Origin of the sequence: Paraburkholderia sp. GAS32 (assembly GCF_050434225.1) — a bacterium.
In the GTDB taxonomy this organism is placed as follows: Bacteria; Pseudomonadota; Gammaproteobacteria; order Burkholderiales; family Burkholderiaceae; genus Paraburkholderia; species Paraburkholderia madseniana.
The window spans coordinates 1-21226 of record NZ_JBNPVS010000070.1 but is presented as its reverse complement, the minus strand read 5'-3'; the positions used below and the strand labels follow the sequence as shown (position 1 = coordinate 21226).

Sequence of the window (21226 nt, the reverse complement as noted above, 5' to 3'; positions counted from 1 at the left end):
AGAATGACAGTCGATTCTGCTGGAACGGATCGCATTCTGGATCAGGCGCCCCAGAGTCACACCCGACGGGCGTGCACCTTTTCGGACCGTTTCGTGCGTTCACTGAAGGACAGCAATACCCCGGGTGAAGGTAGCGTAACCGGGGACTGCCACAATGGCATGACGATGGAGTCGGCAATGTCCTGGCCGAAAAGGTCGTCCACGATCGTGCGCGCTGCGATGTACCCGCCATTCAGGGCGCCGGCCTCGCTATCGAACGGGTGGCCGCCTGCTTCACCCAGTCTGAGTTGCGACAATCGGGGCACTGCGCTGCCTGCTTCGCAAATCCGAACGACCGCGACATAGCCCGGATGTGCCGATGCGCGTTTTGCCGGGCGGCTGCGGCAATCGGATTCGACTGCGACCTCCAAGGTGAACCCGTTGTATTCGTACGTCCGTGTCATGGCATGCTCCATTTACTTGCCGTGCTTGCAGGCTCGCATGCCTGACATGGCTTTCGGCCGCGTGCAGGTCTCGGAGAACCCGCTTGCAGTCATGCGCGACAGCAGATCGCTCTTGCAATCAAGATTCCGATAGGGCGCACCATTCGGCCCGAAAACCCATAATTGTGACATTTTTATGACGTCGTGGTGTGCGAAGTGCACATCGAAATTCCGTTGCAAGTCACTTTGAGCGGATCGCCGCTTGCCGCAACTGTGTTCAAAGGCCCCCGAATTTTTGATCACGCAGCTTCATCGTCCGTGTCGCCATAAAATCGCCGCCTCGCATAAGAGGTCAGACTGCTATGAAAACAGGGCAACGGTGCTGTGTATCCGTGATGGCCGGGTACTGCTGGTCGCGATGCCACGCTCACGGTGGGCGCTGCCCGGTGGCAGGATCAGGCGCCAATTCAGGATTCCGCGCACGCACATTACGAAGGCCGACACGGTGGTGTGCCGATCATGTCAATCCGATTGCGAAGGCTGTTCGATGAAGGATCACTGCATCACCCTGTTGCATCTTCGCGCCGATCCCAATGTGGGTGGCGTGGCAGATTCACGCGCGCTGTAATAAATATTTCGCAATGTCGGCCTAAGGATAACCGCTTCAAATGGACGTTAGCCCATAAATACAATCTTCAAATATAAACTGATCCGATGCATTCAACATAAACTGGCACCATTAATTAGGTCATTGATTCACACATCGTGTGTAGTCAGGATCAGCCATGGGCCATGCCAGACAGGCATCCACTGGGATCGCCGGTGGCGTTATGCACCACATCGCGCTGCCATGCAATATACATAAATATTCATCAGACAAAATGGTTGTACCCGTAAAAAGCATTTCACATATTGCATTCGAAAATTGAGTGGTTATGATGACGTCTCGGTAAGGATTTCCTGAACGTGCTTTGCAAACGCCACGGAAATATTTGCCGCCATTCGGCACGGAGAGGGTAATTAATGCTCGCGGCGCAGAAAGACTAAATCGAGGAGACGATATGCTGAGTCCCCATGAATTCGCTACCTTAATGCTCATCAAGGCCTCGCCGGATCAGATTGATCTAGGCCGCGCCGAGCTCGACACGCTGTTCGAGCAGCAACTCATATCACTGGAAAACCTCGCGTCAGGACGCTCACGTCCTCATGTCACAAGCGACGGCGATTCCATTCTCAAGGCCGTCGCCCGGATGCGCTAGACATCTGCGGCGTCTACCTCCCGGTCCTGAATGAAACTGCGGCGTCTGCTGTCCCCATGTTCGACACGAATGCAGCTGCACCACACGGCGATCGCGCCGAAGAAACAGTCATGAACGAAGCGTCCCAGTTGGGGTTTAGTTGTAGTGCCTGTTGATGTAACGACCGTCCGAAGTCCTCGCGACGCGTGCCGCCGGGCAGGCGTCCTTGCACTTCGATTTTTCCAGCATCGCGATCCGCCGCAACACACCCGTCCGATCGGGGTTTCGCGCGCCGGACCGAATTTTGAGGAAGTCAACAATGACTATATTGAGTCCCGAGCAGGTTGCTGCCGCGAAGGCCAACGTCGACGCGTTCTTCGGGTTGGCCGGAAAGGCCTTTGAAGGCGTCGAGAAACTGGTCGCGCTGAACCTGCAGGTCGTCAGGTCCACGCTCGCCGAGGCGCAGGAGAACGTGACGAAGGTGCCCGGCACGACAGACCCGCAGCAGTGGTTCGCGCTGCAGGCAGGTTTCACCGGACCCTTCGCGGAAAAATCGCTGTCATACGGCCGGCAAGTGTTCGAGATCGCGTCGACCACTCAGGCTGAAGTCACGCAACTCGCACAGGCGCAGTACGATCGGTATAACGGTCGCGTGCAGACACTCGTCGAGGACGCGGCGAAGCATGGTCCCGCAGGTTCTGAAGCCGCGATCGCTGCGTGGAAATCCGCGATTGCCGCCACCACGACCCTGTACGAAACGCTGCAGAAAACGGGACAACAGGCCGTGCAGGTTGCTGGGAGTAATTTTGATGCACTCACAGCTTCAGCGTCAAAGGCCGTGCGAAGCAACTCCGGACAGGCTCCCGTAGCGGCGGGCGCGAAGCGTTAGAACTGGCGCGGGCAGCGATGCCCGTGGTATGGTTTCTGTAATATATGAAGGATTCCTTATGGATAGGGAATCCCGCCTTCCAGTACATCCAGTTCCAGGACTGAAGGCAGTGTTGCTCCAGATGAGCATGACGCCAGCTTTTACGAGGACGATTCGATGGCAAAGCAGATCGCGGTGGTGACGGGTGGAATGGGCGGACTTGGCGAAGCGATCAGCATCAAGCTGCATGACGCCGGCTATGCGGTCGTGGTTACCTGTTCGCCGGGCAACACCGGTGCGAACGAGTGGCTCGAACGCATGGAGGCACAGGGACGACAATTCCGCGCATACGCGGTCGACGTCGCCGACTACGACTCGTGCGAACGATGCATGGCGCAAATCAGCGCGGAAGTCGGACCGGTCGACATCCTGATTAACAACGCCGGCATTACGCGCGACGCCAGCTTCAGGAAGCTCGACAAGGTCAATTGGGACGCGGTCATCCGGACCAACCTCGACTCAGTGTTCAACATGACGAAGCCGGTGTGCGACAGCATGGTCGAGCGTGGCTGGGGCCGCATCATCAACGTGTCGTCGATCATCGGCTCCAAGGGCGGGTTCGGTCAGACCAACTATGCGGCGGCGAAGGCCGGCATGCATGGCTTCACGAAATCGCTGGCGCTTGAGGTGGCGAAGAAAGGCGTCACCGTCAACACGATCTCGCCCGGCTATATCGCGACGAAGATGGTGATGGCGGTGCCCGAGGACATCCGCGAGACGAAGATCATTCCGCAGATTCCGGTCGGCCGGCTCGGAGAGCCCGACGAAGTCGCCGCACTCGTGCTGTACCTGTGCTCGCGTGAAGCGGGTTTCGTGACCGGCGCCAACATCGCAATCAACGGGGGGCAACACCTGCAGTGAAGCCGATAGTTCTGCTATGGAGGTTGCGATGAGTGAAGCAGTGGCAATCGTTGTGGGCTCGTTCGTGCTGGCGATGGCACCCGTGTTCGTCGCCGCTCATTATTACCGGGAGCAATTGCGTCGGAAACGGCTCAGACAGCTCGATCACCACCACTACTGGCCGCACTGGAGCAACGCCCGACATTGAACTACTGCGCTCGCTATCCTGTTGTTGCGGTATCGAGGGTGGTCGCATCGTTGCCTGAATGGATGGGCACCTGAGCTCCATCAGCAAACGTGCACTGGCAACACCTATGCGATGGTTGCCGCCGTTTCGTACGCCATGGCGGTAAACATCGATTCGCGCGACGATGAAACGGCGATATCTTGTGATCGGGCTACCGCGCTCTCAGGCGCGGTGGCCACCCTCGGATTCTGCTGGTCCTCTCAACCAGCAGAATCCCCTCGTCCAGGGCTTCACCGCCCTGGCTTTTTTTGTGCGCCTGGCACGGACGCACTCTTGTGGGTGCAAGGCGATGTAAGAAACAGGGAGATGGCAGTTCTCTGGATGCTGCCTCCCGCCTTGAGCCGACTGCGGAAGTTCGAAGCAGGCTTGGGTTCGGCCAAACGCGTCGACATCGAACTTCCGGGTTCGGCCATCGGAGAGAGTCGCGGGGCATCGACGAATGACGGATCATCCGCCCGCCCAGAGCAGTCACCCGTTATTGGATCATCAGTGGATGAAAGGCTTTGTTTCCAGGGCGGCGTGGACGCGTATCACGAACTGAACAAATCATCGACGATACGTCGCCCCGCGCTATAGCCGCCCATGAGCGCATCAGCTTCGCTTAAAAATGGCTTTCCTTGCGATTCGCCAAAACGCAACGGCGAGAAATCGGCAAGAGCGGCACCTTCCTTGCAGATCCTCACGACCGCGACATATCCCACGCTGGATAACGCACTGCGTCCGCCCAGCCAGCTGACGTCAGCCTCGACGGCCACCTCAACTTCGAATCCGTGATAGTGATACGTGCGGTTCACGGCTCACCCGTTCCGCCTGCTGCGAAATCCGCTGGACGTCGTCCGATTGCAGAGTGCGGATATACCGGCAGAAAAGCTCTACGATTCCACGAGTAGGGACGCTGGCGGAAAGCGTCGCAATCTTGACCGGGGTGAACCACCTGCACTTCGCGATTTCGTTGCTGGGCTGCACGCTAGCATGGTGCGCGACGTCAGCGAAAAGACATGGTGCAAGGTATTGAAACCGGTAAATTGAAAGAGGTATGTCAACTCAATAGCCGCCAGCGTCGTTTCTTCCACCAGTTCACGTCGCGCAGCTTCCAGGGGCGTCTCGTCCCGACGGATTCTCCCGCCGGCTAGCGCCCATCTTGATCGTTCTCTGGCAACCAGCAGAATCCGGTTTTCCCGCACGCATACCACGGTCGCTCTGTCTTTCATCCTCTCCCTGCACCCTTGATATCAGTCGAAGCCGGCGGTGATGTAACGCCGGCAGACCTTTATCGGGCATTGTAAGTCCTGTCCAAAATACCGAGTAGCAGTCTCACAGGCGACATACCGACAGGTCCCCCGATGCTGAATGCGGGGATCGGTGAAGAATTGTTGTTTTCCCCTCCAACAGTCGGGAAGATATCGCGTTAGACTGGCTCACTACGCGATCGGGCACTTTTTTGCTTATGCAACCTGGGCGTGCTGACCACACGCCGGGGTAGTTGAGTGCCAGCCATGCTTAGAGGGTTCAAGCAACCGGCGTCGATTCGCTGCGACGCCCAGCCACGCAAGGGGCCGGGCAGTGGCGAAGTCGCATGGGCAACGGTTGGACGCCAGGAGTCCGAATCATGATAACGACGTTCACGCTGATCGATCTCGCTGGCTCCGTTGCTCTGCTGCTGCTGGGCACCCAGATGGTCCAAACCGGCATGCACCGGTCATTCGGCGCCAGTCTTCGGTCACTCCTCGGCAGATCGCTGCGCGGGGGCTTCCGGGCTTTCCTGGCCGGGACGGGCGCGACCGCGGTACTGCAAAGCAGCGCGACGACCGGACTCATGATTGAGGGCTTCGCTGCTGAGGGAGGCGTCGGGCTTGTGCCGGCGCTTGCGGTCATGCTGGGCGCAAACGTCGGCGTAACATTGATCGTGCAGGTACTGTCATTCGACCTCGCGGCAGCCGTTTCGCCGGCCCTGATCCTTGTCGGCGCGCTGATGTTCCGCAAGGTGTCGAACACACGTGCACACGACCTGGGACGCATGTTCATTGGTCTGGGCCTGATGCTGCTCGCGCTGCACCATCTGCTCGAGCTGATGACCGATTACGAGGATGCCCCCAGCCTGCGCATGCTGCTGGGCGCTGCGTCCACCGTACCGGTCGTCGATGTTCTGCTCGCTGCGGGCTTGACGTGGGCCGCGGATTCAAACGTCGCGGCTGTTCTGCTCATCACCTCGCTTTGCGCGCGGAACGTGGTTCCTCCCAATACGGCGTTTGCTTTGGTGATGGGTGCGAACCTCGGCACCGCCATCAACCCCGTGCTGGCGGGCACGGGACCATACGATCCCGCATCGAAGCGGCTACCGGTTGGAAACCTGCTCACGCGATTAATCGGCGTTGTGGCGGCCCTCGCGGCGCTCGGACCAATCGGCCGCTTCATGGTTACCATGGAACCGGACAATGCACGTGTGGTTGCGGATTTCCACACGCTGTTCAATCTGGTTCTCGCCGGTGTGTTCCTGCCCATACTCCCCCACTATGCGAGCCTCTTAACCCGGTTACTGCCTTCACTCGTGGCGGTCGCTGATCCGCAGCAGCCGCCTGGCACCGATCCTACGGCGAGGCGAATTCCTAAGGGGGTGCCCGAAACCGCGACACCCAACGCGCTTCGACTCGCAAATCGTTTTGGCGAGATGCTGTCGGACACCCGTGCGGCACCGACAGATCGCGAGCGGCAGCTCATTGTGGAGATCCGCCAGCGAGGCGATATTCTGGATAGCCTGAATGGCGCGGCAAGGACTTACCCGACACCTCCGGATCCGGAGCAACTCGCGGCGGGCACCCATCCGCGCCTCGATGAAAAAGTACGCGTGGCCTATCGCGATGGGAGCCGTGGAATTGGTGTGAGAGAGGGCAGTGGCCACTCGCTCGAGCACGTCGGGCCTGATGGCAACGCAACGACGTATTACCCTGCAAGCTCACTCTGGCTTACCTTGCAGGATCTCCAGGTCGTTCAGCAACTGGAACCCGCAGAGGGAGAAACGCAATCCACCCTGACTACCTGTATCCGTGGGACCGCTTCCTTCGATGACGTTCGCCTGTCAATTATTGGCGAACCGGGGAACAGCACGCGCATGGTCCAGATCTCGTTCGCGGCCAGGGAAATCCGTTCGGCAGACCGGCATGGCCTTCGCGAATGGCAAGACGCGCTCGGTACAACTTTCTCGGACGTCCCACTGGGCATTGCAAGGCTCGGCTATAACCGCCCGGACCGGGAGATGCAGGAACCCGATCAGTGGTGGGCGTCTTGCCACGTGCCGGAAAGCAGCATGAAGGCGCTCATCGAGGGCGTTGAGGCCGGCCGGCTCGCTGCGGTCAAGGTCGGCCTCTGTCTGAGCAACGTCTATACGTCGAGGCAGGTGTTTGCTGACTTCCCTGGGCAAGCGTATCAGTTCCTCCGGCCGGGCAAGGAAGACAGCGCTGCGGAATCGCCGGAAATTGCGGGCGGATACGTTGTTCATCTCGCACTCGACTTCGGGAAAGTCCGCTTAGGCCCGCTCGACCACAGCGAGAGATCACCCGAGGGGCAACAGCAAACAGCCGGTAGCGAGACGAATTCGATTAACGCACTGGTGGATAAGCTCAGCAAGCTTGTCGCCAGTTTGAAATGGCTTGCAGTGCTTGTCGCGGTCCTCGTTGTCGTTTTCGCATTCAAGAATCGATGATCGAACGGTGGCTCCCATCGCGCCTGGTTGCACCGAGCTGCCCGCGTTGTGGTCCATATATGGCGAACGTACCGATCGGGAGTAAGCTGAAAGTCGGCTCGATTCTGAATGGGAGAACAGGGCGTGAGAACGCGTTCGACACTCGAGATCTGTTTGCCGCTTGCCCTGTTCGCTGTGGCCTGCCTCCTGTCGCTTCCAACCCTGCTGATCGCGTTTGCCTGGATGACGGTTGGCGTTATGTCGCTTGGACATCGCTCGCTGGAGAGTTTCCCAACAGACGAAATCCGCCCTGAGTGGCTCAGGGGATACCGCGGAGCTTGCCTGTGGTTCTACCACATTGCCTGGTGGCCCTGGTACATGCGGTCCTCTCTTCGGGACATCGGTGATCGAATCGGACGGCGGCTGTTCACGACAGAGAAATCGCCGCATGACAAGTCGGAGCATACGCCGGACAAACCGTCTGATGGTGAGCGCGAGGAAGGCAATGCCGGCGACGCCCATCGAGGCAAGCGAGATTGACTGGACCGTAACTGACCGGAGAGTTCAACTATCGGGAGGCGTAAACGCTGTGCGACCCAGATCTGAGGCGCTCCAGCCAAAACGGCCAGCGCAACGGCGACTGGTATCGTCTCATTCCACGCTGAAAGCGGCCTTCCACTGATTTAACGTTAGCGGTGCTTGTGGGTCGATCAGCGATATTCGAAGCGCCTCACGTGGTGGCCTATAGCGTACGAAAAAGTCCGAATCTTGAAGGGCACCCCGAACAGGCCGTTTTATGAAGGACAAAGTTGCGACTGGCTGTCAGCAGCCGGGGCCAGTTGTGGACGCTGGCCTGCCCGTCAAGACGAGCATTCAAAAGTCGGCTTCCCGCCGAACGTGTGAGAGCCTCATATCCATACTCGCCGAATCACCAGACAGCGCAATGTCCGGTGCTCTTACTTAAGCGATACCGACGCACGCGCCTGCCATGTCCGGCGCTTTATCAGGCAATCGTTGGAAGGCGTGCGAAGGCGCATGGACAAGTTGAGTTCCCTCGCCGATCATAGCCTAAATGGTATGCCAGAGATCCAGCGATGACCGACGACCTGACGACATGGCTGGTGCAGATCGGCCTGGGTGAGCACGCTGCGAAGTTCGCCTCGGAAGGGATCGACTGGGATGTGCTCGGTGACCTTTCCGATGATGAACTGAAGGAGCTCGGCCTGACGCTCGGTGACCGCAAGCGGCTCGCGAAAGGACTTGCGGCACTGGCCCAGGCCAAAGCGCGATCGCTCGAGTCCGCGGGAGAACGAAGAGAACGACCTTCGTCATCTGCGTCGGTAGCAGTCGAGGCCGAGAGGCGGCAGCTCACTGTGATGTTTGTCGACCTTGTTGATTCGACTGGGCTCGCGGAACGATTCGATCCTGAGGACATGCGACGCCTGCTAGGGTTCTACCATCAGGCCTGCGCAACGGCGATCGAAGCTCATGAAGGTCACATCGCGCTTTACCTCGGTGACGGACTGCTCGTTTATTTCGGCTACCCGAGTGCCCACGAAGACGATGCCGTGCGCGCGGTACTTTCCGCGCTCGCCGTCGTTTCGGCGCTTCGCGAGGCCAACAATCGCATCGAAGTTGAGCACGGCATACGACTACAGGTACGTATCGGGATCGAGACGGGACTGGTCGTCGCCGGCGCGATTGGCGCTGGATCTTCGCTGGATCGCCAGGCGATTGTCGGAGAGGCACCAATCCTCGCCGCAAGGCTGCAGGCACTCGCACCGCCCGACGCGGTCGTCGTGGGCCCGGCCACGCAACGCCTGATCGAAGGATCGTTCCTGCTCGAAAACCTCGGTAGGCAAGAACTGAAAGGGGTTTCCGGTCCGGTTCAGGTCCAGCGCGTGCTCGCGCAACTGGATGCGATCGACCGTTTCGAAGTCAGGGCGGGCCACGGCATGACGTCGCTCATCGGACGGGCCGCGGAACTCGACATGATCCGGCAGCGCTGGAAGCAGAGCGTCGACGGCGAGATGCGCTGTGTGCTGCTGATCGGTGAGCCGGGAATCGGAAAATCCCGCTTGCTGCGAGCATTCGGCGACAGCATCAGTGGAGACACCCATACTGTCATTTCGCTCCACTGTTCCCCGTACTATCGCAACAGCCCTTTCTGGCCGGTATTGCGCTGGCTACGGCGCGTCTTTGAACTCGGACTCGACGCGCCCCGCGCTTCGGATCTTGAGCTGCTAGAGGCTGGAATCGGAAGGCTGGGAGTCGATGTCGACGAAACGGTTCTCGTACTCACAACCTTGCTGGGAGTGCCGGCGGCCGCGCGCCATCAGGCGACCGACGTTTCATCTCCTTCCTTCAAACGACGGACGCTGGACGTACTCGTCGCCATCGTTGAAAGGTCGACCCGAGTTCAACCGGTGCTCGTCGTTGTCGAGGACGCGCACTGGATCGATCCGTCTTCGCAGGAACTCGTCCGGCTCGTGCTCGAACGCCTGGTGGCCGCCCCGCTGCTTGTACTGGTCACGGCGCGGCCCGAGTTCGAACCGGGATGGGCTTACCCTCATCTCATACAGATCAATCTCGATCGGCTCTCGCGCCGCGATTGCATCGCGATGGTCGAACGGCTGACGGATGGAAAGCGGCTTCCGGGTCTCGTACTCGATCAGATCGTCTCAAAAACGGACGGCGTGCCGCTTTTCGTCGAGGAGCTGACGAAGACCGTCCTGCAGGGCGATTGGTTGCAGGATGCTGGCATCAGCTACGAGTTGAAAGGAACGCCGCAGACAATTGCGATTCCGGACACGCTGCAGGGCTCCCTGCTATCGCGGCTCGACCGGTTGGAGCCGACCGTCAAGGAAACCGCCCAGATCGCGGCCATAGTGGGGCGGGAGTTCGGCAGGAAGCTGCTTGGCCTGATTGCATCGAAGCCAGAGAATGAACTGCAGCACACGCTTGACAGCCTTGTCGCGGCGGAAATCATCGTGCCCGCTTCCGGTACGCCAGCGGATGGAGACACGTATCTGTTTCGGCACGCGCTGGTCCAGGAGATCGCGTACCAATCCCTGTTGCTTGCGCGCCGTCGCCAGTACCATGCGCTGATCGCGGTTGCTCTGGAGGACCACTATCCGGAAATAGCCGAGCGGCAGCCTGAACTGATCGCCCAAAACTTCACTGCGGCAGACCTGCTGGTTCGCGCAGTCAGCTACTGGCAGCGTGCGGGAGAACGGGCACTTTCGGGCGCGGCTTACGAGGAGGCTATCGCACATGCACAGCGCGGGCTTGAACTGCTCAATCGATGCTCCTACAGTGATCAGGATCGGGCCGCGCACCTATTGCCTTTACTGCTGACAAGAGGTGGAGCGGAGTTCAGATTGGGCCTTCTCGAAGCGAAAGCGACCTTCTGGCAGGCGGTGCAGATTGCCCGCGAACAGAAGCTTCCGTCGTTTCTTGTGCAGGCGGCCCTGGGATTCGACACCGCGGAGACGTTCCTCGAAGGCTCCGGCAAAGCATCGATTTCCTTGCTCAAAGAGGCGCTCGCCTTGATCGGAACCGAGGAGTCGGTCGAGCGTTGTCGCCTGTTGAGTCGACTGATCCGCACCGTTCACATGACTGGTGCGCATGAGCAAACTGGTGAATTGGCATTGGAGGCTGTCGCCCTCGCCAGACACCTGAACGACCTGCCGAGCTTATTCGACGCATTGGTGTGCGAGATGATGCATGTCGGAGCCCGTCCTTTGCCTGCGGGCAACTTTGCGGAGCGCGAAAGCGTGTTGCAGGAGCTGCGCCAGATCGCAGAAGATCTCGGTGATGCGAACACCATAGGTCACGCATGCGCTCGATGTCTTGCCGGCTACCTGGAGATCGGCGCCGTGGAACACTTCGAGAGTGCCCTGGAAAGGTATCGGGAAATTGCCACCAGTGGACAGCACTTCGTCGACAAATGGTGCGTCACGGGTGCGCAGGCGATGCGCGCCGTACTCGTCGGGGACTTCGCCGTGGCGGAGCACAAGGCGCGGGAGTCGTTCCACATGGCGCAGACCGTCGACGCGACACTCGCAACGGGCGTGTACGGCATGCAGATGTTCACAATACGCCGCGAACAGGGACGGCTCGCCGAGGTAGCGCCGCTCTTCACGCGGTTCGTCAACGAGCATTCCGAAAACTCAGCGTGGCGGCCCGGGCTCATGTTGATCTGCAGCGATCTCGGCCTGGAAGCGCAGGCCCGCGACAATCTCGATCGGCTCGCAGAATCGGATTCCAGCATCCCTCTCGACAGCAAGCGGCTCGTGACCTTGACGTATCTGGCGGAAGTTGCTGCGCGGCTCCGAGACGTCGAGCGCGCCGAACAGGTTTATACCCTTCTCCTGCCGTTCCGGGATCAGGTCGTCACCGTTCCTGTCTTTACATTGTGCTGCGGGTCCGCGGCACGGTATCTCGGCATGCTCGCTCATGCACTGGGCGATTGGTCTGCCGCCGAAGAGCATTTCGAATACGGGCTACGCATGGACGAGCGCTTGCGAGCGTGGCCCTGGCTCGCGCATGGCCGGTACGAATTCGCGCGAATGCTGGCAGCGCGCAATGGTGTTGGAGATAGAGCACGGCACAGGCCCTGCTGGCCGATGCGGCCGCCGCTGCGAAGGAACTGAAGATGTTTGCTCTCGTCGAGCGCATTGCTGGCGTGTGTGCGAACACAGCGCTCGGAAACTAGTGCACGCCTATCGCACAGTTCGAACTGCGGCGATGTGGCCATTACTCTCAGGAGAATCTCATGCCACGTTTTATGATTGAACGAAGCTTTGCAGAACAGCTCGAGGTCACCAGTGAAAGTGCGGGCGCTCTGAAGCGGATCAACGACGAGGAGGGCGTCGAATGGCTCTTTTCATTTCTCAGCGCGGACAAGAAGAAGACTTACTGCCTGTATGAGGCGCCCAATGCCGAAGCCATCCGCACCGCCGCACGCAGGGCGAACCTGCCGGCTGATGTGATCATCGAGGTGAGCGACTTGCGGCCGGAAATGTTCAACTAGAAGACTGGGTGCAAAAGGCAGCGTTGTCTCCCAGAGGAGGGGGCAGCGAAAGGAGGAGCGCTGCCTGCGCCATAGGAGCGGCGACAACGTTGGAGCGAGTGACTCGAGCCATAACAGGCAGCCATGACAATTTGCCTAAAGCTGGAGACCGGGTTGAGCCGTTGAGAAGGCGGAGATGACCGTTGTACATTAAAAGCCGCCGTAGATGTCGCGCTGGGTTAACGGAGACATTCGAAATCATCGAGTCGAGTCAGCCGGCCGTCGTTGAGCAAACTGAAGCACATCCGATCATGCTTGGTGACGACACGCAGCGTGTCCGATCGGGTGACCGCATGCCCGCGCTACGTCTCTGTACCGATTCGATCGTCATCGTCGACGTGAAGGCCGTTCAATAGCAGTTCGTTGAACGGCGTGTGCCATGGATTCGCCACGCAACAGCACACGGCAACAATGCAGACGGGAACAAACGGACCGACGTGTGAACGTAGTGTGTTCGTTGTGAGGGAAGGGTGATGGAGGCGCGAGAGATTGGCGGCGTCTCACGATTCGGAAATTTGCGCACGTTAAGCGTTCGCGAGTTGTATTGTTCGAATGTCGCTGATCATTTGACCCTTCTCGCGGTTATCGCCCTTTCCGTGCAAATTATGGCGGTAGTCGCGCGCAGAGCGGCTTGCAGGAAGGTTCGGCAGTTCGTTGGCTTTCGCACAATCGGCGGTTTAGCAAGCCATTGATTAATAGGATCTTTTTAGATAAAACCGCCAGAATTTGCACGGAAAGGACGACAACCCCTTGCCGTGGGAGTCGAGGCGAGCCGCACACCAGCGCGCGAGGCGCTTACGCGGCCGTTCGAAAGTCTTCCTGCTCTGCTACACGTTCGGCGCCACCAAAGGTTTCATCCTCGACATCGAGCACAACGGCGCGCACTTTCGTACTGACGAGCATGCGCAGACTACGGCCCCGTTCTTCACCGCTGATTCGTCCTGCGGCGACGACGGAATGAAGGAGGGCGCGGTGAGCATCGCGTTCCCGACGCGCGCTGTCGCCGAACGTCACAGTTGCGATCGCGGAGAACCTGGCACGGGCACCGCGTCTGGAGCTCACCAGTGCCGATATAATTGACAGTCCGCTGAAGCTGAATCGGGCTGTTGCGGAGGCCAAGACTGCCTTGGTGGACTTTCGCTCCCATCACCGGCTTAACGTGATCCATCTCTTTATCAAAGCGCCCTCGCACTTCGCAATGATGCTCGGGTATCGCCTCAACGCGGTCGGCCGCATCCAGCTCTACGACTGGGTGGACAATTCGTACGTCGCAACCTGCGTGCTGACACCCCGATGTATCGGCAGACCCGGAGCAACGCATCAAGCGTCTGCTCCTCGTCGAACTGAATCGCAAGTGACTTGCCCCTACGATGGGAATTGCGTTGCCGAAGCTGTCCCCGACACCGGGCCGCAGTTGGTCCTATCCCGATTCGCTAGCTATGGTCAACGAACTGCGCGATCAGCAGGAATCGAAATGATTTTTCACAAGCGATTGAACTCGGTAGTTGAGTCGACGATGATATCGATCGTATTCGACGATTCACAGAAAATGTCCAACATGCTGGGCTTCCTTCCGAATCTTGCTTCGATTCAGCCGACGCTCCCGGACTACGCTTTCAATGGCACGCGAGCTGAAAAGCAGATTTTCTGAACGTGCCGGTATAGTGCCAGGCACCCAACGCGCTCCAAAGGCGGACTCAAATGACGGCCTTCTTTTCAGATGAGGATAGAGAAGTTCAGCGTCGCCTTCAGGCCGCGCTGAATGAGGAGCCACGCGCGAAACAGTTGGAGAACTTAGCGGCGGCGCTCATTGGCCGGCTGCTCGGAATTGAAGTCGCCACCGCGAAATCCGGATTCCAACATGGCGCGGATGCCGGTCCTGCAGGCCGGCAAGGTCGGCGATTTCGCATCGAATGCAAGAAATATCGCGAGACCACATCTAACAAAGATCGAGAGCTTCTAGGGGAAATCGATCAGGCCGTCGCTCGGGATGAGGCGATCGAGGGGTGGATTCTGGTCGCGACCAGGAGTGTCCCCGAGCAACTCCGACAGGACTTGGAGCAGCATGGCGAGCGTCTGGGCGTGCCCGTGATCATTCTCAGTTGGGTTGACGAGAGACTCTCCACGCTTGCAGCCCTCTGCGCATCCGATCCGGATATTGTTGGCGAAATTTTCTCCGCCGCCGCCGGCGAACTGACTCGCAAACTGGCACCCGTCGCCCGCGACGCAATTGAGGAAATCAAGCGTGATCTCCAATCGTGGAGCCTCGGCTTTGAGACGCTGAGGCTGAAGTCACACCGTAAGCTCGACGAGATATGGAGATCGCCGAGGGTTTCAAACGCTGAGCTCGGCCAGGATGCGGCCGGCGGCGCACAGTCCAAAAGGATTAAGCGGATCGCCGTCAGCCAAGCGCTCGACGCCTGGTGGATAGGTCCCGCTCAGAACGACGCAACAATGGTCGTCGTCGGAGCCGACGGTGTGGGGAAGACATGGTCTACGCTCGATTGGATCGTCGACCACATCTCGGAGCACCCCATCGTCTTCGTCGTGCCGTCGTCGGCCGCTGCTGCCTTGAAATCAGCGTCCGAGACGGCTGTAAAGCGCTTCTTCGCCGAGCGCTGCTGCGAGCTGACCGGGCAGCGAACCGTCGATCATTGGATTCGACGGCTCGATCGGCTCCTTGCACGTCCGGCGGATGAAGGACCCGTGCTCACTGCTATCTTCGACGGCATTAATCAAGAACCTTCTGTGCCATGGCTTCAGGTCCTCAAGGTGCTCCAGGGACCGACGTTCGCCGACCGCGTACGGTCCATTGTCAGCACCCGGCCTCATTTCCTGACCGATAGACTCGCCAGTTTGAAAGGCCTGGTCGAGCCGGCCGTCAAGGCGACCGTCGATGTCTACGGAATCGAACCCGGCGGAGAACTGGATCAGATGCTGGCGCTGGAAGGATTGACGCGCTCCAGCCTGCATCCGGATCTGGTCGATCTGGCACGCACCCCGCGGCTATTCAAACTCGTCATTCGGTTACGAGACCGGCTGATTGACTCTGACAAGGTTACGGTCCACAGGCTGCTTTGGGAATATGGTCGAGACAGCTTCGGCGAGCGCGCAGGCAAATCCTTTAGCGACAACGAATGGCAGCAATATCTGCAGGATATTGCACTCGAACTCAGAAGCGGCGTCAACGCCTTCACATTGAAGGCGCTTGGCGAAGCCGTGAGTCGGCCGGATCTCACTCCTGGCGAGGTCTATGCGCGCCTGAGTGACATTGTCGATGGCCGGTTTACCCGCGTAGGGCCAATAGGGAAAATTGAATTCATGCCTGAGGTTGTCGCCCATTCGCTAGCCGCCGCTCTGCTGACCGGGCTCGCGACGCGTAACGGCGAGACCTACGACGTGATTGACGCAGCACTGGCCCAGTGGCTCGACCCCATCGCCGGGCTCGATCAGCGTGCTGAGATACTGCGTGCCGCAGTGGCGATCCTTATCGAGCGGGGTGACCCGACGGAAACGCCCATCGCGGGCGCGCTGGTCACTTCTTGGCTCCAAACCCAGAACCTCACCGATCACCATCGTCGCGAGCTTGCGGCCTTATCGGCGAACCTCATCAGTCCGCTACTCGATGCCATTGAACACTCCGCATCGCATGCTCAGGCGTCTGCACGGCTCTGGGCCGTCAGTGCGTTGCGGGCCATTCCTCGCACTGACATCCCGGCCCGGACGGCCATCGTAAAGCGGACCATGTCATGGCTGCGGATGATTTCGCGAGGCGTTCGCGACAGCGGAGTCGGAAACGCCAAGGATTTCGAAGAACATCGGGCCCAGCAATTGATCGACCGCGTCGGCGTCGATCAATCCGGTCCTTTGACAATCTTGGGTCAAGAGATGATCTTCGTCGACCTCGACGAAGGCATTCTTCATGCAACTGTTCCATCAATTCTCGACGGGTTCCCATTAGCACCGGCAGTCCCATTGATTGAAGTGGCGACAATCAATGCAACAGTTGGGCAATGGAACGCCGGTTCAGACGGCCTTCGATGGCTACTCGTCCTCAACGAAGCCGATCCAGAGGCGACAGCCGAGGAGCTTCGGCGACTCGCGACAGCGATGCAAGGGCGCAGTCCTGAACCTGGAATCAATCCAGATCTGCCAGCGCGGATCGCCAAACGCCTGCTTTTCCTCACCGGATACGAAGTTGACGAGATCGCAGCCCGGGACATGGACTCCACACTCGATGGAAGCTGGTCCTACGAAAACGACTATGTCGAGTCTCCCGCCACGAGCTTGTTCCCGCTTGAACATCGGCATGCAGACGATGTCCTCTCAGACGGGACAAGACCTCTCCACGCTCGCCTTCAGCGAGCGAAACCATTTTGGCTGAATCCAAACTTTAACCCGCCCGCGCGCGTGGTCGCAGAAGTTCGCAGTGACGCAAGCTCCATTGATGCATCCAAGCTTGACAGCGCGGGAGGCAACTCTTTTGAGAATCACGCTTTCGAGGAGATTGAACCTGTCCTCGCTCGCTGTGCCCCCGATCTTTTGGCGGACATAGGCCGGCGTAAGCTGCTGACGCTGCAGGACGCAACGCGTGAACAAAGATACTGGCGGGCCATTCACGCTCCGCATCAGCTGATAATTTCAGACGGAGCGTCTCGCGATTCCGCGAGCGCTCTACGGACAAAATTCGCCGAGAGCGACGAGGGGAACGAACTCTATGCGGCAAGCCAACTGCTGATCGTTGAAGTCCAAGGCGAGGATGGGCTGACCCAAGCGACACGCATGATTGAAGCCGGTCTCAAGACAGTCCTAACCGACTTCGCTCATGTTGTTTCGGTGCCAACTCCGGAGGCCGCGGATGCACTGCTCGATCGTTTCGGACAGGGAACGCAAAAGCAGCAGCACGACCTACTCTGCGTCCTGTCCTTTTACAGCTCAGCTTTGAGCGATCGCATATGGAGCTGGCTGGAAATAAAGGCCCGGGGCGATGACCAGGTGGACCGGGGAATCGCATTCCGAACGCTCGAACGTGCCGACGGCGAGCGCTTTGGCCGACTTCTGATCCAGTGGGATTGGACATGGAAGGGCGAAGAGCACTTTTGGGTCAACCACTACGGCTCTGGCGCGCTTATTTCCGGCGCGCCATCCGTACCGTTCGAGCAGCTCGCACCTCGCATCGCGCCATGGCGGCTACTTGAGGCAGCCCGGATGCGAGGCGGCGACCCGGTAGACATTCGCCTCGCAGTTGCGATCTTTGGAGACGTACTGACCGCGGGTGCGGTGCCTGAACCAGATCCAGGATCCGACCTCACGATCGAGCTTTCCATGTGGAGCGAATACCCTTCGTTTTATACCTTGCAGCTACGAAAGGGCGAGAACACAAGCGATGATCAGTTCGCGGCGCTCCGGGAGGCTCAAGATCTGGAGGCTCAACGGCGCGCCTGGAAGCGTGCGACCGAGACAGCGCGTCAGCGTATCGACGACGCCCGAGCAGCCGGTGCAAGCCTCTATCTTGCCAACGTCAATGTTGACGACCTCACGCCAGTATGGACACACGCGCCGGAGATCTTCGACCATTGGATTGAGGGCTTTGATCGGCTCACCATGGACTTCAAGCGGCGCGTCCGCCTAGCCGAAACAACCTTCCTGGCCATTTGCGAAACCCTCTTGAACCATGACCCGGGCCGTGGAGTCCAGCTTTGGCACGCGCTAAGGCAACTCATGGCCGTGCAACACATCGGGGAAGGTGGGGCGGACGAACTCATTCACATCGCTTTTCGAGCCACGGATTCGTCAGCTACCGACACGTTACGGACATCGCTGATCGACCTTCACAGGTGCTCGACCGACAAGGCGCTGGGTGAACTGGCCTTCGCCGCGGTCTTCAATGGCCGCCACCGCTGGCTTGAGACTCAGATTGAGATCGACCGCACATCACCGCATGTCTGGCGTCAGAAGCGGGCAATTTTTCTCAGCGGTTTTCTCACCGGTGACGACTCAAGAGCGATGGATGACTGGCCGGTCGGGCCAGCTCGAAGCTCGGTCGAGGAGATGAAGCGAAGCGCGGCGCGGCGTCGTCAGGACGATGCGGTGGCCCGCCACTGGTGGCGCACGTTTCTCGCTGCGCAAAACAGTGAACATGCATACGCCGCGTGGGTTCTCTTCCTGCAGACGTGCGATCGACGGTCATCGGTTTGGCTTCGCCGCGACGTAACAGCGTCGGACGATCGTGGTGAGTTACGCGACAAAAAGATCGCACATGCCCTGATCAATCGATCATCAATCAAGAGACAGGCTGAATCGCGCGAGAAGAACCTCAACGATACGTTCCTGGGCCAGAAGATCGTTATTGGTGTCGCTCCGTGGGGTGTCGACACGACACGCCCGGATTAGCAACGCTATGCGCGATGGACCGGCCTGTAGCGACGTCTGGGCCTCTGCACTGACCAGGTGAGCTCAGGCGGCCATTCGATGCTCGTAGTATGGTCGCTCCCGATCATCGAGAAACGCGTACTGCGCCGCAAGATTGCGTGGATCGGGATTGAGCCAAGCGTCGATATGCTCAGACTTTATGGGAATGATGCAGCGATCGTGGCCGGCGGCGGCGACTTCAGGGGGCGGTTCATCAGTGATGGCCGCGAAGGAAAGCAGATCAGGCTCGCCAGGACTTTGCCAGTGCGACCACAGGCAGGCCACGAGCATGTCCTGAGCGGGCTGTGGCTTGAACTCCAGGACCACGTTTTCCTCCAGCTCGCCTTCAGCGAGCTCTCGCCCTTCAAGGCGATGTCGTTTCACGTTTTCATAGAACGCATTTGCGACGATAAGACCGTGCGAATACCCAAAAACGCCCTTCCAGAAGCCTTCAAGGTTGTCAAACCTGGCATTGTAAAGTCCGGGATATTTCTTGTCGTAGAACGCAGGCTTGCCAGCCGGGCGACAGTGATACCGCATCGGCTTGATGACCCGCTTGCCGTCTTCCATGACCATCACCGGAGCATAGTTACCGGGGAAAATTCGCGAATCGCGGTCTTTCAGTTCGGTGCGCCGGAGATCGTCGAGCCCGCGCAGCGCCGACTCGATCTTGCTGGTTGCGATCCGTTTGCTTTCGGAGGCCGCCTTCGTCGTTTTGCCCTGAAGGGCGCGTTCCGCGTCGGCGAGCCGCGCGCGTTGCTTGAACAGCTCCTGCTCCAGCCTGGTTGTCTGTTCGCCGTTGAACCGGTCGATCGCTTCCCTGATCCGCCGTTCCTCGTCGGTCTGGGGAGCCGAGAACGCAGCGTCCATCGCCTTCGGAATCTTGATGTTGCTGCCCTCGGCGCGTTCCCAGTACAGCTGCGCGAATTCCCGGATGCTCATGTGCGCGCCAAACATCCTGACGTACTTGCGGTAGTCCGCCTGGATCTGGGCTGAATAGCACATGCTCGCTCTCCTTGAAGGACGGTGCGCCAATATGGTACGCCGGTTCCTAGTGGAAATTTCGCGTCGACGTGACGAGCGAGCCGAGCAGCGGGGACACGTCGACCAGTCGGTGCGCGACGAGGTGGCGCACTTCACCCTCACGCTGCCAGACGCCGTACACGGCAAGTAGTGACGAGCCGAGCGCTTCACGTCGCTGCTTTTCGAGCAGGGACGGCCAGATGATGACGTTGACCTGGCCGGTCTCGTCTTCCAGCGTGACGAACATCACACCCTTGGCCGTGCCCGGCCGCTGCCGGACCGTCACGATGCCGCAGGCACGTGCGAGCTGCCCGTTCCGGAATCCCGCCAGCGTCGACGCCGGCAGCAGGCGCTGGGCAAGCAGGCGCGGGCGCAGCAGTTCCAGCGGGTGCCGGCCGAGTGTCAGACCGAGGGTCCGGTAATCGCTGGCGATCTGCTGGCCTTCGGTCATCGGCGCGAGGACCGGCGTTGCGTCGTCATCAGTCGCGCCGCGCAGCAGATCCCGGTCAGGTGCCGCAGCCACCGCATGCCACAGAGCTGCGCGCCGGTCGCCGGCGAGCGAACGTAACGCGTCGGCCGCCGCGAGCGCCTGCAGATCCTTGCGATCGAGTTGTGCACGTCGCGCGAGGTCGGACACATCGGCGAAGGGGCGCACTGCACGCGCGAGCTCGATGCGCGCGGCGGCTTCCTCCTTCAGTCCGCGTACCAGCGACATGCCGAGGCGCACCGGCGCGCGAGTCGATCGGCCCTCGACTGCCGAGTCCCAGTTGCTGAGCGTCACGTCGACCGGCAGTACCTCCACACCGTGGCGCTTCGCATCCTGCACGAGTTGCGACGGCGAATAGAAACCCATCGGCTGGCTGTTGAGCATCGCGACGAGAAACGCGACCGGTTCATGGTGCTTCAGCCATGCACTCGCATAGACCAGCAGCGCGAAGCTGGCCGCGTGACTCTCCGGAAAGCCATATTCGCCGAAGCCCTGGATCTGCGCAAAGATCGCTTCGGCAAACTCGCGGTCGTAACCGCGCTCGAGCATCCCCTTCACGATGCGGTCGTAGTAGGCTTCGAGTCCGCCCTTGCGGCGCCATGCAGCCATCGCGCGACGCAACTGGTCGGCCTCGCCGGCAGTGAATCCTGCCGCGAGCATCGCGACCTGCATCACCTGCTCCTGGAAGATTGGCACGCCGAGTGTGCGCGAGAGCGCCTGCTCCATCTGCGGGCTCGGATAGGTGACGGGCTCCAGCCCCTGCCGTCGGCGCAGGTAAGGATGCTGTTGAAGCCCTTCAAAACCGCTAATCGAGTCCGTAGATTACGCTAATGTAAGAGTTGACTTTGACCGCACGAAATAAGGCGTAGCGGCGGTT

Annotated in this window: 14 protein-coding genes and 3 pseudogenes; 11 read left to right on the top strand and 6 right to left on the bottom strand. The window is 59.7% G+C overall.

What is annotated here, in order from left to right; genetic code table 11:
- Positions 1-56 precede the first annotated feature (56 nt).
- On the bottom strand, positions 57-455 hold the full coding sequence (locus tag P3T25_RS44905; RefSeq protein ID WP_429363875.1) for a hypothetical protein: 399 nt from the start codon (positions 453-455) through the stop codon (positions 57-59).
- A gap of 1028 nt (positions 456-1483) precedes the next feature.
- Here P3T25_RS44905 and P3T25_RS44900 point away from each other — a divergent pair.
- The 4 genes from P3T25_RS44900 (at position 1484) to P3T25_RS44885 (ending at position 3636) form a co-directional block, all read left to right on the top strand.
- The gene (locus tag P3T25_RS44900) at positions 1484-1681 is read left to right on the top strand and encodes a hypothetical protein (protein WP_429363873.1); all 198 of its coding nucleotides are present in this window, start codon (positions 1484-1486) and stop codon (positions 1679-1681) included.
- 298 nt (positions 1682-1979) lie between these two features.
- Positions 1980-2549 (top strand): phasin family protein, encoded by a 570-nt coding sequence (locus P3T25_RS44895; RefSeq protein WP_429363871.1) that lies wholly within the window; start codon positions 1980-1982, stop codon positions 2547-2549.
- Between the two features lie 156 nt (positions 2550-2705).
- Entirely contained in the window at positions 2706-3449 is a 744-nt protein-coding gene (phbB, locus tag P3T25_RS44890) for an acetoacetyl-CoA reductase (RefSeq protein WP_408518053.1), read from the top strand.
- 28 nt (positions 3450-3477) lie between these two features.
- On the top strand, positions 3478-3636 hold the full coding sequence (locus tag P3T25_RS44885; protein WP_171925650.1) for a hypothetical protein: 159 nt from the start codon (positions 3478-3480) through the stop codon (positions 3634-3636).
- A 569-nt stretch (positions 3637-4205) separates the two neighbouring features.
- Here P3T25_RS44885 and P3T25_RS44880 read toward each other — a convergent pair.
- Positions 4206-4469 (bottom strand): hypothetical protein, encoded by a 264-nt coding sequence (locus P3T25_RS44880; protein WP_429363868.1) that lies wholly within the window; start codon positions 4467-4469, stop codon positions 4206-4208.
- Positions 4432-4886: pseudogene (locus P3T25_RS44875) on the bottom strand (NUDIX hydrolase). Before P3T25_RS44875 ends, P3T25_RS44880 begins: the two are co-directional and overlap by 38 nt.
- Positions 4887-5284: 398 nt before the next feature.
- Here P3T25_RS44875 and P3T25_RS44870 point away from each other — a divergent pair.
- The 5 genes and pseudogenes from P3T25_RS44870 to P3T25_RS44850 all read left to right on the top strand — a co-directional run bounded on the left by P3T25_RS44870 (position 5285) and on the right by P3T25_RS44850 (position 12389).
- Positions 5285-7375, top strand: a complete 2091-nt coding sequence (locus P3T25_RS44870) for a Na/Pi cotransporter family protein (protein ID WP_429363866.1) — start codon at positions 5285-5287, stop codon at positions 7373-7375.
- Positions 7376-7528: 153 nt separating this feature from the next.
- Positions 7529-7894 carry a hypothetical protein gene (locus P3T25_RS44865; protein WP_429363864.1) on the top strand — a complete coding sequence of 122 codons (366 nt, stop codon included), beginning with the start codon at positions 7529-7531 and terminating at the stop codon, positions 7892-7894.
- 554 nt (positions 7895-8448) lie between these two features.
- Positions 8449-9168: pseudogene (locus P3T25_RS44860) on the top strand (adenylate/guanylate cyclase domain-containing protein); the annotation flags it as partial.
- A gap of 141 nt (positions 9169-9309) precedes the next feature.
- The gene (locus tag P3T25_RS44855) at positions 9310-12009 is read left to right on the top strand and encodes an ATP-binding protein (RefSeq protein WP_429363906.1); all 2700 of its coding nucleotides are present in this window, start codon (positions 9310-9312) and stop codon (positions 12007-12009) included.
- Positions 12010-12131: 122 nt separating this feature from the next.
- Entirely contained in the window at positions 12132-12389 is a 258-nt protein-coding gene (locus P3T25_RS44850; protein WP_429363862.1) for a DUF4242 domain-containing protein, read from the top strand.
- Positions 12390-13223: 834 nt separating this feature from the next.
- Here the strand turns inward: P3T25_RS44850 and P3T25_RS44845 are convergent.
- Entirely contained in the window at positions 13224-13442 is a 219-nt protein-coding gene (locus P3T25_RS44845; protein WP_429363860.1) for a hypothetical protein, read from the bottom strand.
- Between P3T25_RS44845 and P3T25_RS44840 the strand changes: the two genes are divergently transcribed.
- Positions 13426-14079 (top strand): SAVED domain-containing protein, encoded by a 654-nt coding sequence (locus P3T25_RS44840; protein WP_429363904.1) that lies wholly within the window; start codon positions 13426-13428, stop codon positions 14077-14079. The genes P3T25_RS44845 and P3T25_RS44840 overlap by 17 nt on opposite strands.
- A gap of 50 nt (positions 14080-14129) precedes the next feature.
- Positions 14130-18821 carry a hypothetical protein gene (locus tag P3T25_RS44835; RefSeq protein WP_429363858.1) on the top strand — a complete coding sequence of 1564 codons (4692 nt, stop codon included), beginning with the start codon at positions 14130-14132 and terminating at the stop codon, positions 18819-18821.
- 63 nt (positions 18822-18884) lie between these two features.
- On the opposite strand, the gene P3T25_RS44830 is transcribed toward P3T25_RS44835, so the two are convergent.
- Together P3T25_RS44830 and P3T25_RS44825 are read right to left on the bottom strand one after the other, a co-directional pair.
- Positions 18885-19844 carry an SOS response-associated peptidase family protein gene (locus P3T25_RS44830; protein ID WP_429363856.1) on the bottom strand — a complete coding sequence of 320 codons (960 nt, stop codon included), beginning with the start codon at positions 19842-19844 and terminating at the stop codon, positions 18885-18887.
- Positions 19845-19890: 46 nt separating this feature from the next.
- Positions 19891-21147 (bottom strand): annotated as a pseudogene (locus P3T25_RS44825) (OB-fold nucleic acid binding domain-containing protein); the annotation flags it as partial.
- Positions 21148-21226: the final 79 nt, after the last annotated feature.